General features: G+C 73.8%; 12 protein-coding genes. 9 read left to right on the top strand and 3 right to left on the bottom strand.

Annotated elements, in window-relative coordinates; translation table 11 throughout:
- The first annotated feature begins 138 nt into the window (after positions 1-138).
- From pyrH to AC0I8G_RS24200, 5 genes are all read left to right on the top strand, one after another.
- Positions 139-900, top strand: a complete 762-nt coding sequence (pyrH, locus tag AC0I8G_RS24220; RefSeq protein WP_380161583.1) for a UMP kinase — start codon at positions 139-141, stop codon at positions 898-900.
- A 70-nt stretch (positions 901-970) separates the two neighbouring features.
- Positions 971-1,528, top strand: a complete 558-nt coding sequence (frr, locus tag AC0I8G_RS24215; protein ID WP_328292053.1) for a ribosome recycling factor — start codon at positions 971-973, stop codon at positions 1,526-1,528.
- 23 nt (positions 1,529-1,551) lie between these two features.
- Positions 1,552-2,442 (top strand): phosphatidate cytidylyltransferase, encoded by an 891-nt coding sequence (locus AC0I8G_RS24210; protein WP_471732233.1) that lies wholly within the window; start codon positions 1,552-1,554, stop codon positions 2,440-2,442.
- Between the two features lie 76 nt (positions 2,443-2,518).
- Entirely contained in the window at positions 2,519-3,694 is a 1,176-nt protein-coding gene (rlmN, locus tag AC0I8G_RS24205; protein ID WP_471732232.1) for a dual-specificity RNA methyltransferase RlmN, read from the top strand.
- The gene (locus tag AC0I8G_RS24200; protein ID WP_328292050.1) at positions 3,691-4,275 is read left to right on the top strand and encodes a DivIVA domain-containing protein; all 585 of its coding nucleotides are present in this window, start codon (positions 3,691-3,693) and stop codon (positions 4,273-4,275) included. Before rlmN ends, AC0I8G_RS24200 begins: the two co-directional genes overlap by 4 nt.
- Before the next feature lie 3 nt (positions 4,276-4,278).
- Here AC0I8G_RS24200 and AC0I8G_RS24195 read toward each other — a convergent pair whose 3' ends face one another.
- Positions 4,279-4,674, bottom strand: coding sequence for a PPOX class F420-dependent oxidoreductase (locus AC0I8G_RS24195; protein ID WP_471732231.1), 396 nt, complete (start codon positions 4,672-4,674; stop codon positions 4,279-4,281).
- Complete coding sequence (locus AC0I8G_RS24190; protein WP_471732230.1) at positions 4,665-6,074, bottom strand: PucR family transcriptional regulator; 1,410 nt, start codon at positions 6,072-6,074, stop codon at positions 4,665-4,667. Before AC0I8G_RS24190 ends, AC0I8G_RS24195 begins: the two co-directional genes overlap by 10 nt.
- 85 nt (positions 6,075-6,159) lie before the next feature.
- Between AC0I8G_RS24190 and gabT the strand changes: the two genes are divergently transcribed.
- Together gabT and AC0I8G_RS24180 are read left to right on the top strand one after the other, a co-directional pair.
- Entirely contained in the window at positions 6,160-7,515 is a 1,356-nt protein-coding gene (gabT, locus tag AC0I8G_RS24185; RefSeq protein ID WP_471732229.1) for a 4-aminobutyrate--2-oxoglutarate transaminase, read from the top strand.
- Positions 7,516-7,541: 26 nt separating this feature from the next.
- On the top strand, positions 7,542-9,008 hold the full coding sequence (locus AC0I8G_RS24180) for an NAD-dependent succinate-semialdehyde dehydrogenase (RefSeq protein WP_471732228.1): 1,467 nt from the start codon (positions 7,542-7,544) through the stop codon (positions 9,006-9,008).
- A 73-nt stretch (positions 9,009-9,081) separates the two neighbouring features.
- Here the strand turns inward: AC0I8G_RS24180 and AC0I8G_RS24175 are convergent, their stop codons facing one another.
- Positions 9,082-10,161 carry a trypsin-like serine peptidase gene (locus AC0I8G_RS24175; RefSeq protein WP_471732227.1) on the bottom strand — a complete coding sequence of 360 codons (1,080 nt, stop codon included), beginning with the start codon at positions 10,159-10,161 and terminating at the stop codon, positions 9,082-9,084.
- Positions 10,162-10,280: 119 nt separating this feature from the next.
- On the opposite strand from AC0I8G_RS24175, the gene dxr reads away from it, so the two are divergent.
- Positions 10,281-11,474 carry a 1-deoxy-D-xylulose-5-phosphate reductoisomerase gene (gene dxr, locus AC0I8G_RS24170; RefSeq protein WP_471732226.1) on the top strand — a complete coding sequence of 398 codons (1,194 nt, stop codon included), beginning with the start codon at positions 10,281-10,283 and terminating at the stop codon, positions 11,472-11,474.
- Positions 11,471-12,793 (top strand): M50 family metallopeptidase, encoded by a 1,323-nt coding sequence (locus AC0I8G_RS24165; RefSeq protein WP_471732225.1) that lies wholly within the window; start codon positions 11,471-11,473, stop codon positions 12,791-12,793. Before dxr ends, AC0I8G_RS24165 begins: the two co-directional genes overlap by 4 nt.
- The last annotated feature ends 108 nt before the right edge of the window (positions 12,794-12,901 follow it).

The following is a 12,901-nucleotide window of genomic DNA, read 5'->3' as shown; positions in this document are numbered from 1 at the left end:
GTCTCCCCGCCCCGTTCGCGCGTCCGGGCGTCCCGTCCGGACCAGTGGCGGGTCACTGAGCGTGACCCGCGCACCTCGTCTGGGGCAGACTGCCCCGACACCGCCGACCGACCCCTGCACCCCCCGAGGAGCCACCGCGTGAGCGAGCCGAGCCTGACCGTCGACCTCGAAGCCGGCACCGTGCAACCGCGCCCGGCCTACCGACGGGTGCTCCTCAAGCTCTCGGGGGAGTTCTTCGGCAACGGCCAGGTCGGTGTCGACCCCGACGTCATCTCCGAGGTGGCCCGCGAGATCGCCGGGCCCGTCAAGCAGGGGGTGCAGGTCGCCATCGTCGTCGGCGGCGGCAACTTCTTCCGCGGTGCGGAGCTGTCCCAGCGCGGGATGGAACGCAGCCGCGCCGACTACATGGGCATGCTCGGCACCGTGATGAACGCCCTGGCCCTGCAGGACTTCCTCGAGCAGCAGGACGTCTCCACGCGCGTCCAGACGGCCATCACGATGGGTCAGGTCGCCGAGCCGTACATCCCGCGCCGCGCGATCCGGCACATGGAGAAGGGCCGCGTCGTGATCTTCGGCGCCGGCGCCGGCATGCCGTACTTCTCCACCGACACCGTCGCCGCCCAGCGCGCCCTCGAGGTCCGCGCCGACGTGGTCCTGATGGCGAAGAACGGTGTCGACGGCGTCTACACGGGCGACCCGCGCACCGACCCGAACGCCACCAAGATCGACACGATCAGCTACGCCGAGGCGATGCGGAAGAACCTGCGCGTCATCGACCAGACGGCCTTCAGCCTCTGCATGGACAACCGCCTCCCGATGATGGTCTTCGGGATGGAGGGCCAGGGCGTGGCTCGGGCACTCCGGGGTGAGAGGATCGGCACGCAGGTGATCGCCGACTGAGCCCACCGGGCGGATCGACGGCACCACAGGCGGACAGCACGCGCCGGACGCAGGACGAAAGGGACCACCCGTGATCGACGACACGCTCCTCGAGGCCGAGGAGAAGATGGAAAAGGCGATCGAGGTCGCCAAGGGCGACTTCGGTGCCATCCGGACGGGCCGGGCCAACGCGGCGATGTTCCACAAGATCATGGTCGACTACTACGGTGCGCCGACCCCGCTGCAGCAGCTGGCCAGCTTCCAGATCCCCGAGGCGCGCTCGGTGCTCATCACCCCCTTCGACCGGGCGGCGATGACGGAGATCGAGAAGGCGCTGCGCAACTCCGACCTCGGGGTGAACCCGGGCAACGACGGCAACGTCATCCGGATCGTGCTGCCGCAGCTGACCGAGGAACGCCGCAAGGACTACATCAAGATCGCGCGCACCAAGGCCGAGGACGCCCGCGTCTCGCTGCGCAACGTGCGCCGTCGCGCCAAGGAGGAGCTGGACCGCATCGTCAAGGACGGTGAGGCCGGTGAGGACGAGGTCGCGCGGGCGGAGAAGGAACTCGAGTCGGTCACCAAGCGCCACGTCGACGCCGTCGACGACCTGCTGAAGAACAAGGAAGCCGAACTGCTCGCCGTCTGAGCGACGGGGACGCGAGGCGCGACGTGACGGGCGAGACGACGGGGACCCCGACGACGGGGACTCCCAACCCTCCCAGGGCTCCCCGGCGGGCGGGCCGCAACCTGCCCGCCGCCATCGGCATCGGCGTCGGCCTCGGTGCCGTCGTCGTGGCCAGCCTGTTCATCCGGCGTGAGGCGTTCGTCGTCTTCACCAGCGTCGCGGTGCTCTACGGCTGCGTCGAGGTGGTGCGGGCGTTCCGCGCGCGCCACCTGCGGGTCCCGGTCCTGCCTCCCGTGGCGGGCACCCTGGCCATGGTGCCGGGGGCCTACCTCGGCGGTGGCGAGACGTTGTTCGTGGCCTACGCGCTCACGGTCTTCGCCGTCATCGTCTACCGCCTCCTCGGTGACGGCGGCGACCACGGGGCGGAGACCACCGTCCCCGCCGTGCGCGACGTCGCCGGCGGCATCTTCATCGTCAGCTACGGCCCGCTGCTGGCCGGTTTCGCGATGCTCATGCTGGCCGCCGACCAGGGACCCTGGCGGGTCCTCGTCTTCGTCATCCTCGTGGTGGCCAGCGACGTGGGTGGCTACGCGGCGGGGGTCCTGTGGGGCAAGCACCCCATGGCGCCGTCGGTGAGCCCGAAGAAGTCGTGGGAGGGGACGGCCGGCTCCGTCGTCGTCGGTGCCCTCGCCGGGGCGATCGCCCTGCCGTTGGCGCTGGAAGGACCGTGGTGGGGCGGGGTCCTGCTCGGGGTCGTCACCGTCGCCGTCGCGATCCTCGGCGACCTGTCCGAGTCGATGCTCAAGCGCGACCTCGGCATCAAGGACATGGGCACGCTGCTGCCCGGTCACGGCGGGGTCATGGACCGCCTCGACTCGCTGCTGCCCGCGGCGCCGGTGGTCTACCTGCTGCTGCTCTGGCTCGTCCCCTCCTGACCGCGCGTCGGTCGCGCGTCGGCCGCGCGTCGGCCGCGCGTCGGCCGCGTCCGCGGGCCCTTACCATGGAGTCACGATGACGACTCCTCCGGATGCCCCCACCCGCGAACCGCTGCCCCTGGCGCCTGCCGGCCCCGGCAAGCTGGTGATGGCCGCCCCCCGCCGCGGCAAGCCGCCGCGCCACTTCGTCGACCTCGAACCCGAGGAACGCGGCCCGGCGATGGTGGAGCTGGGGGAGAAGGCGTTCCGCGGCAAGCAGCTCGCCACGCAGTGGTTCGAGCGCCTCGAGGACGACCCGGCGAAGATGACGGACCTCCCGGCCGCGAGCCGCGACCGGATCGCGGCGGCGCTGCTGCCGACGGTGCTGACGCCGATCCGCACGCTCACCGCCGACGCCGGCAAGACGATCAAGTCGCTCTACCGGATGCACGACGGGGCGCTCGTCGAGTCCGTCCTCATGCGCTACAAGAACCGCGACACCATCTGCATCTCCAGCCAGGCCGGCTGCGGGATGAACTGCCCGTTCTGCGCCACCGGTCAGGCGGGTCTGACCCGCAACCTCTCGACGGCCGAGATCGTGGAGCAGGTCACTGCAGCCTCCCGTGCCCTGGCCCGCGACGAGGTCCCCGGCGGTCCCGGCCGCGTCAACAACGTCGTCTTCATGGGCATGGGCGAGGCGCTGGCCAACTACAGGTCGGCCGTCGCCGCCGTGCGCCGCCTGGTCCAGCCCGCCCCGGACGGCCTCGGCATCTCCGCCCGCGGCATCACGATGTCGACGGTCGGCCTCGTCCCGGCGATCGACAAGTTCGCCCAGGAGGGGATCGCGGCGACGCTGGCGCTGAGCCTGCACGCCCCCGACGACGAACTGCGCAACGACCTCGTCCCGATCAACCAGCGCTGGAACGTCGCGGAGGCCCTCGACGCCGCGCGCCGCTACTTCGAGGCGACGGGCCGCCGGGTCAGCATCGAGTACGCGCTGATCCGCGACATCAACGACCAGGCGTGGCGTGCGGACCGCCTCGGCAAGCTGCTCAACGCCCGGGGCCGCGGCTGGGTGCACGTCAACCCGATCCCGCTGAACCCGACCCCGGGATCGAAGTGGACCGCCAGCGACCCGGCCGTGGAGAAGGCGTTCGTCGCCGCCCTGGAGAACCGCGGCATCCCGACGACCGTGCGCGACACCCGCGGCAGCGAGATCGACGGGGCCTGCGGGCAGCTCGCCGCGATCGGCCCGGAACAGCCGAAGGCATGACCCAGAGCGTCGAGGGCCTGCCCCTGTCGCAGCTGCTGCAGGAGCGGCCCTCGCGCCTCAAGGGTCTGCGACGCGGCTACCGCGTCGAGGACGTCGACGTGTTCTTCGACCACATCGCCCAGGCCGTCCCGGCCGGGCGCGTCGCCTCGGGGCAGGTCCGGGCCGTCGGCTTCGGCTCGCAGTTCGGCGGCTACGACGTCGCCGACACCGACGCCCTGCTCGCCGAGATCGAGGACGGTCTGGCCCGTCGCGAGCGTCAGCGCTCGCTGGCCCAGAGCGACCAGCGACCCTTCACCGAGCGGCAGGCCGCGCTCGGCGCGGCGGTCTCGGGACGTCTGAAGGAACCGCGCGGGGAGCGCTTCCCCCGCGCCCGCGGCCTGCGCCGCGGCTACCGGCCGGGCGACGTCGACGCGCTGTGCGAACTGCTCGCCGACCACTTCCGGGGCACGACGAAGCTCAGCGCCGACGACGTCCGCACGGCGCTGTTCCGTCCCCGCCGGGGCCGACGCGGCTACCGCGAGGCCCCCGTCGACGCGTTCCTCGACCGCGTCGTCGAGCTCATGGTGACCTTCGAACGCTGAGGGTCACTCCCAGGGCGGGACGGACCCCAGCACCCGGTCCACCGTGAACGCGACGACGACCCGCGCCGGGTTGGGGCGCGGCGTGCGGTAGCGGGCGGCGTAGCGCCCCTCGGCGTCGGCGACCGACTCCGCGTCGTCCAGCACGTACCCGACACCCTCCAGCGCCAGCCAGCGCCGCCCGTCGACCTGCGCGACGACGACCCGGGAACCCCGCCGCGCGTGCACGGCCTTGCGCGACGTCCCCGACGTGATGATCCGCACCGTGCCGGCGTCGAAGGTGAACCCGACGGGGACGACGTGCGGGGACCCGTCGGCGCGCAACGTGGTCACCGTCGCCAGGTGGCGCTCCGTCAGGAACTCCAGCGCGCTCGCGGGCAGGTCGTCAGGGTTCAGGGCCATGCCCCGAGTTTCGCAGCCGGGGGCCCGGCCCTCCCCGGGGAGGCACCGAGGGCACCCAGCGCGAGCCACAGCTCGGCCCGGTCCGCCGCGGAGTCCATCGAGGAGCCCAGCAGCCCTTCGAGGCGCGCGATGCGCTGCCGGACGGTGTTGCGGTGCACCCCGAGGGCGTCGGCCGTGGGCTGGCGCGCCCCGTGGTGCTCCAGGAACGCGCGGGCGCTCGCGAGGAGGACGTCCGCGTCGGCGCTGTCCAGCACGGGCGCCAGCCGCTGCCGGGCCCAGGGCCCGACCACGTCGGCGTCGAGGACGTCGTCCAGCGACCCCGCCGCGGCCAGGGGCCGGTGCGCTCCGGTGCGCGCGTGGGCGGCGTCGGCCGAGCGGACCCCCTCCGCGGCCCGGTCGAGGGGCACGGGGCGACCCACGCCCCAGCGCGCCCCGGGCGGCGGGGTCCCGACGGCGTCCGGGGGCAGGACGGCGTGGTCCTCGCCCCGCCAGACCACCGGCGGCGGCGTCCCGCTCCAGCGGAGCACGACGAGCGGGTCGGGCAGCGGGTGGCCGACCCCCTCCGCCAGCCGGGCGGCGATCGCGGGCCGGTCGCTCAGCACCAGGTCGACGACGGCGGCCGCCATCCCCGGGGGGACGAACGAGCGGGCCGTGAGCAACCCCAGCAGGGCCGCCGCCGTGCCGATCGTCGCGTGCGCGGCCCGTGGGGTGTCGGGGGCGAGGGAGACGAGCAGCCAGCCCGTCCCGTCGGACCCCGTGGCCCGCAGCAGCAGCGACCGGGTCGGGGACACGTCGGTCCAGCTCGCCCGCGCCCCCTGACCCTGGATCCGGTGCAGTCCGGCGACGGCCTCGGCGGGGGGTGGGGTCCTCGTCGTGGCGGCGCGGACCCCGCCGCCGGGGGCCAGCGACCAGGCCTGCCCGCGCACGCTGCGGGCCACCCGTCGGAGCACGGCGTCGACGCCCTCCGGCCCGGCGGCGTCGACGGCCAGCTCGCGCTGGGTGCGGGCGGCGGCGGCCTCGGCGTCGTTCTCGCTGCGCCGCAACAGGTCCGCCAGACGACGGGAGATCGCGATGAACGGGGTCGGTTGCGGGACCTCGAGGAGCGGCAGACCGCGGGCGGCGGTGGCGGCGGCGAGGGCGCGCGGCACCGAGCGGTGGCTCAGGCCCACCCCGAAACCGGTCCCCGCGACCCCGGCGTCGACGAGGCGGTCCACCCAGCCCGCCCAGCCGGCGCGCGGGGTCCGCAACCCCGTGGTGAGCAGCAGCTCCCCGCCCTCCAGGAACGCCGTGGGGTCGTCCAGCTCGCTGGTGGCCACCCAGCGCACGGGGGAGCCGGGGTCGCCGCCGACCAGGCGCAGGGCCAGCGAGGGGGTCGCCACCAGGTCGGCCAGGGTCACCACGGTGGCAGTCTCGCACTGCGCGACCGGTGCCGACAGTGCACTCCTGACACTGACGTCGAGGGGGCGACACGCCTAGGTTCGGGCCATGACGACCCTCAGCCAGGACGTGAGCACCGGCGGCCCCACCCTCCCGCAGGAGATCCGGTTGCGGACCGAGGTGCCGGGCCCCCTCTCGCGCGAGCTCGCCGCCCGCCGCAGCGCCGCCGTGAGCGCCGCCGTCGGGTCGTCGATGCCGTTCTACGCCGCCACCGCCGGCGGCGGGGTCGTCGTCGACGTCGACGGGAACTCCTACGCCGACCTCGGCTCCGGCATCGCCGTCACCACCGTCGGCAACGCCGACCCCGCCGTCGCCGCGGCGGTGGCCGAGCAGGTGGCCCGGTTCACCCACACCTGCTTCATGATCACGCCCTACGACTCCTACGTCGAGGTCGCGGAGCGGCTCAACGCCCTGACCCCCGGTGACTTCGCGAAGAAGACCGCCCTGTTCTCCACCGGGGCCGAGGCCGTCGAGAACGCCGTGAAGGTGGCCCGGGCCCACACCGGCCGCCAGGCCGTGGTCGTCTTCGACCACGCCTACCACGGCCGCACCAACCTCACGATGGCGATGACCGCCAAGAACATGCCCTACAAGAACGGCTTCGGCCCCTTCGCCCCCGAGGTCTACCGGGCCCCGCTGAGCTACCCCTTCCGCGACGGCCTCGACGGCCCGACCGCCGCCGCCCGCGCCATCCACACCATCGAGAAGCAGGTCGGCGCCGCGAACCTCGCCGCCGTCGTGCTCGAGCCGATCCAGGGTGAGGGGGGCTTCATCGTCCCGGCCCCCGGCTTCCTGCCCGCCATCGCCACCTGGGCGAAGGAGAACGGCGTCGTCTTCGTCGCCGACGAGGTCCAGACCGGGATCGCCCGCACCGGCGCGGCCTTCGCCAGCCACCTCGAGGGGATCGAACCCGACCTCGTCACCATCGCCAAGGGCGTCGCCGGCGGTCTGCCGCTCGCGGCCGTCACCGGCCGCGCCGAGATCATGGACGCGCCGGTCCTCGGTGGCCTCGGCGGCACCTACGGCGGGAACCCCGCCGCCTGCGCCGCCGCGATCGCCACCCTGGACACCCTGGAGCGGGAGGACCTGCCGGCCCGTGCCCGCCGGGTCGAGGGCATCCTCTTCACCCGGCTGCGCGCCCTGGCCGCCCGGGACCCGCGCATCGGCGACGTCCGCGGCCGCGGTGCGATGGTCGCCGTCGAGCTCGTCGAACCCGGGACCACCACCCCGGACGCGGCGCTGGCCAAGCGGGTCGCCACCGACGCCGCCCAGCACGGCGTCATCGTCCTGACCTGCGGCACCGACGGCAACGTCCTGCGCTTCCTGCCGCCGCTGAGCATCCCCGACGCCCTGCTGGAACAGGCCCTGGACGTGCTCGGGACCGTCTTCGAGAACGCGCACTGAACCCCTCCGACAGGCAGGATCGAGCCATGAGCACCGAACAGCGCGAGAAGGAACTCCTGAGCGAGGTCCCCACCGGACTCTTCGTCGGCGGCGCCTGGCGCGCCGCCGAGGGTGGGCGCACCGTCGACGTCGAGGACCCCTCGACCGGGCAGGTCCTGCTCGCGGTCTCCGACGCGAGCGTGGCCGACGGCACCGCGGCCCTCGACGCCGCCGTCGCGGCCTTCCCCGGCTGGGCCGCCACCCCGACCCGCGAACGGGCCGAGGTCCTGCGCCGCGCCTTCGACCTCATCACCGCCCGCGCCGACGACTTCGCCCTGCTCATGACCCTCGAGATGGGCAAACCCCTGGCCGAGGCCCGCGGTGAGGTGACCTACGGCGCGGAGTTCTTCCGCTGGTTCTCCGAGGAGGCGCCGAGGATCTCCGGCCGTTACGCCCAGAACCCCGTCGGAGGTTCCCGGCTGCTCACCCTCAAGCAACCCGTCGGGCCGGTCCTCGCGATCCTGCCGTGGAACTTCCCGCTCGCCATGGGGACCCGCAAGATCGCCCCGGCGCTCGCCGCCGGGTGCACCATCGTCGTGAAGCCCGCGACGCAGACCCCGCTCACGACGCTGCTGCTGGCCCAGGTGCTGGCCGAGGCCGGCGTCCCCGACGGGGTCGTCAACGTCGTCACGACGACGTCGACGGCGGAGGTCGTCGAACCCCTCGTGCGGGACCCCCGGCTGCGGAAGCTGACGTTCACCGGTTCCACCGCGGTCGGCCGCAAGCTCGTCGAGCAGTCCGCGCAGCAGCTGCTGCGGGTGTCGATGGAACTCGGGGGCAACGCCCCGTTCCTGGTGTTCGACGACGCCGACCTGGACGAGGCGGTCGACGGGGCGATGCTCGCGAAGATGCGCAACACCGGGGAGGCCTGCACCGCGGCCAACCGGTTCTACGTCCAGCGCGGTGTCGCGGAGGAGTTCTCCCGCCGCCTCGCCGAACGCATGGGTTCGCTGACCGTCGGCCGGGGGACGCAGGACGGCGTCCAGGTCGGACCGCTCATCGACGCCCGCGCCCGTGACGGTGTGGCGCAGCGGGTCTCCGAGGCCGTCGACGCGGGAGCGAAGGTCGTCGTCGGTGGGTCGACGGTGGGGGAGAGCGGGTACTTCTACGCCCCGACCGTCCTCACCGACGTGCCGCTCGGTTCCCGTCTGCTCACCGAGGAGACGTTCGGGCCGGTCGCCCCGATCGTCGTCTTCGACGAGGAGTCCGAGGGCGTCGCGTTGGCCAACGACACCGAGTACGGCCTCATCGGTTACGCCTACACCCAGGGGCTCGACCGGGGGATGCGCGTCGCCGAGGCGCTGCAGACCGGCATGGTCGGCCTCAACGCCGGGGTCATCTCCAACGCCGCCGCGCCGTTCGGCGGGGTCAAGGCCAGCGGGTTCGGCCGCGAGGGCGGGGCCGAGGGGATCGAGGAGTACCTCGAGACCAAGTACGTGAACTTCCCCCTCTGAGGACGGGGCGACGACGAACGGCCGGTGACTCCGCGGGGTCACCGGCCGTTCGTGCTCCTGCGGGTGACGCGGGTCAGTTCCCCGCGGCCTCGTGGTAGACGGCCGCCACGACGTCACCGAACAGCGGTCCGTAGAGGACCTCGGTGGCGTCGTTGTAGCTGAAGCTCACGACCGAGGTGACCGTGCCGGTGCCCTTGGCGGGGTCGAAACCGCTCAGCCACGGTCCGCCGCTGGAACCACCGGCCATGGTGCACAGGGTGGCCCGGTCGGTCGTGGGGTCGTTGGTGGAGGTGACGTCGGTGAACCGGGTGCCGGTGCAGAACTGCAGGGTGGTCCCGTCGGCCGCGGCGCCGCGTCCGGGGTAGCCGAAGACGGTCACCGGGTCCAGGGCGGGGGTGAAGTCGATGGCGAAGGAGCCGACGGTGTCGGCCAAGGAGCGGCCACCGACCGACTGCACGACGGCGAACCCGACGTCGAAGTTCAGGGCCTCGGCCTTCGACTGGTCGCCCTGGCGCCACTGGGTGGTGGTGAACAGCTTCGTCGCGGGGAAGGTCCCGTAGGGGGCGCTCGTCCCGTGCAGGCCCGGCACGAAGACGACGTTGGTCGAGACCACGCCGTTCTCGGTCAGGCAGTGCCCGGCGGTGACGATGACGTCGCCCGCGACCGAGGCGACGCTGCTGGCGCTGCACTCGTAGTTGCCGCGCCCCTGGGTGAAGAACAGCCGGCCGACCTTGCGCGCCACCGCGGCCGGGCCCGCCCACGGAGTGCTCGTGGCGACGGTGGAGGCGGGAGCCGTCCCGGAGGCGCGGCGGGTGCTGCGCCCCACCACGCCCGCGTCGCCCACGGCGAGGGTCGAACGCGTCGACGGCGACGGCGCGGCCTCGGGGGCGGCCTCGGGGGTGGTCGGGCGGGCGGCCGGACCCCCCGGGGCGACGACCCGGTCCGCGGGCTGGGCGGAGGCCATGCGCTCGGGGGTCCAGTACTCCGTGGCCACCTGCTGCACGGTCGCGTCGGTGGTGGAGAGCAGCGACACCGAGGTGCTCCCGGTCCCGGTCACCTCGACCGCCTGGGCGCTGCCCCCGCTGAGGCTGAGGACGAGGGAGGAGGCCAGCGCGAGTGCGCCGGCGGAGCTCGCTCGGACGAGTCTTCGCATGACGGGTGTCCTTCCGGTGCCGGTGGTGCTGGGGTCATCCTTGCGGATCCGGTGAGGATTCGCCCCAGTGCGCCGGTCACGGGGCGTGGCGGAGGCTCCCGACCGGTCATGATGGGTGGGTGAGCCCGACCCCTGAGACGCCCGGCGGAACCCCCCGCGAGGTGGTGCTCCTCGGCAGCACCGGCTCCATCGGCACCCAGGCCCTCGACGTCGTCGCGGCCGCCCCGGGAGCCTTCCGCGTCGTCGCGCTGGCCGCCGGCGGTGCCGACGTGCAACTGCTGGCCCGCCAGGCCCTCGACCACGGCGTCGCCCTCGTCGGGGTGGCTCGCAGCGAGGCGCTGCCGGCCCTGCAGGAGGCGTTGCGCGCGCAGGCGGCCGGGCGGCCGCTGCCCCGCGTCGTCGCCGGCCCGGAGGCCGCGAGCGAGGTCGCGACCCACCCCTGCGACGTCGTCCTCAACGGCATGACGGGCTCGGTGGGCCTGCGCCCGACGCTGGCCGCGCTGGCGACCGGGCGCACGCTGGCGCTCGCCAACAAGGAGTCGCTCGTCGCCGGGGGGCCGCTGGTCACCGCCGCGGCGAAGCCCGGCCAGATCGTCCCCGTCGACTCCGAGCACTCCGCCCTGGCGCAGGCCCTGCGCGGCGGGAGCGCCGACGAGGTCGCCCGACTGGTCGTGACGGCCAGCGGCGGCCCCTTCCGGGGCCGCCGGCGCGAGGAGCTCACCGAGGTCACCCCGCAGCAGGCGCTGGCCCACCCGACGTGGACGATGGGACCGGTCGTCACCACGAACTCCGCGACCCTGGTCAACAAGGGGCTCGAGGTCATCGAGGCCTCGCTGCTGTTCGGGATCGGCTACGACCGGATCGACGTCGTCGTGCACCCGCAGTCCGTCGTGCACTCCATGGTCGAGTTCACCGACGGCTCCACGCTGGCGCAGTGCTCCCCGCCGGACATGCGCCTGCCCATCGCGCTGGGGATCGCCTGGCCCGACCGCGTCCCCGGTGCGACCGCCGGCATCGACTGGACGCGGGCCGCGTCCTGGACCTTCGAACCCCTCGACGCGGAGGCGTTCCCCGCCGTCGACCTGGCCCGCGAGGCGGGCCGGCGGGGCTCCACCGTCCCCGCGGTGTTCAACGCCGCCAACGAGGAGTGCGTCGCCGCCTTCCACGCCGGCCGGCTGCCGTTCCTGGGGATCGTCGACACCCTCGCCCGCGTCGTCGGCGAGCACCACCCGGGCGGTGACCCCCGCGACGTCGAGGACGTGCTGGCCGCCGAGGACTGGGCCCGGGCCCGCGCCAACGAGCTCGTCGCATGACCACGGTGCTGCTGTGGGTCGTGGGGATCCTGGCCGCCGCGATCGGCGTCGCCCTCTCGATCGCCCTGCACGAGGTGGGGCACCTGCTGCCCGCCAAGAAGTTCGGGGTCAAGGTCGTCCAGTACATGGTGGGTTTCGGCCCGACCCTGTTCTCCCGCCGGCGCGGGGAGACCGAGTACGGCGTCAAGGCCATCCCGCTCGGGGGCTACATCCGGATGATCGGGATGTTCCCGCCCGGCGAGGACGGTCGCGTCCGCGCCTCGACCACGGGCCGCTGGGCGCTGATGGCCGAGGAGGCCCGGCAGGCGAGCTTCGTCGAGATCGAACCCGGCGAGGAGCACCGGACGTTCTACCGCCGTCCCGTGTGGCAGCGGATCGTCATCATGTTCGGGGGACCCTTCGTCAACCTCGTCCTGGCGCTGGTCCTCACCGCCGTCGCCGCCAGCGCCATCGGCCAGCCCGGCTACGTCCCGACGCTGTCCGCCGTCTCCGAGTGCGTCCTGCCAGCGGGCAGCACCGCGACCACGTGCGGCGCCTCCGACCCCGCCGCCCCCGGTGCGGCGGCTGGTCTGCGGCCCGGGGACGAGATCGTCGAGTTCGGCGGGAAGCCCGTGCAGGACTGGAACGCGCTGTCGGCGCAGATCCGCGCCGACGGCGGCCGGGCCGTGGACCTCGTCGTGCTGCGCGACGGGCAGCGGGTCCCGATCACGGCGACGCCCGTCCTCACCGAACGCGCCGTGACGGACGCCACCGGGAAGGCCACGGGGGAGACCGAGCGGGTCGGCTTCCTTGGGGTCTCACCCAGCATCGCCGTCGTGAGGACGCCGCTCGGCGAGGTCCCCGGCGTCGTCGGCACCCAGATCGAGGGCGTCGCCAACATCGTCGTCCGCCTGCCGCAGCGGCTCTACGACGTCGCCCAGGCCGCGTTCGGTTCCGCCCCGCGCGACCCGAACGGCCCCATCGGCGTCGTCGGCATCGGCCGCCTCGCGGGGGAGCTCAACGCCCAGCCCGCGATCATCCCCGGGGACGAGCTCGCCGAGCGGACCTCGCGCATCGTGTCGCTGCTGGCGGGCCTGAACGTCGCGCTCTTCGTCTTCAACATGATCCCGCTGCTGCCCTTCGACGGCGGGCACATCGCGGGGGCGCTGTGGGAGGTCGTGAAGAAGGCGATCTTCCGGCTGCGCCGTCGCCCCGACCCGGGCCCCGTCGACGTCGCCAAGGCGATGCCGCTGGCCTACGGGGTGTCGATCGTCCTGGTGGGGATGAGCGTCCTGTTGCTCTACGCCGACATCGTCCGCCCGGTCACCCTCAACCAGTGACGGGACCGGTGAACCCCGGGTGAAGACCGCGCCCCCTGGTCGTGGTCGCGTCGGTGCGGGTTGATACTGGCGGGGTGAGCGTCAGCCTCGGTCTCCCCGCCCTCCCGC

The organism is Kineococcus sp. AC630 (assembly GCF_979255925.1).
Note: the sequence above shows the minus strand (reverse complement) of the source record. Positions and strands in the feature narration are given on the sequence as shown.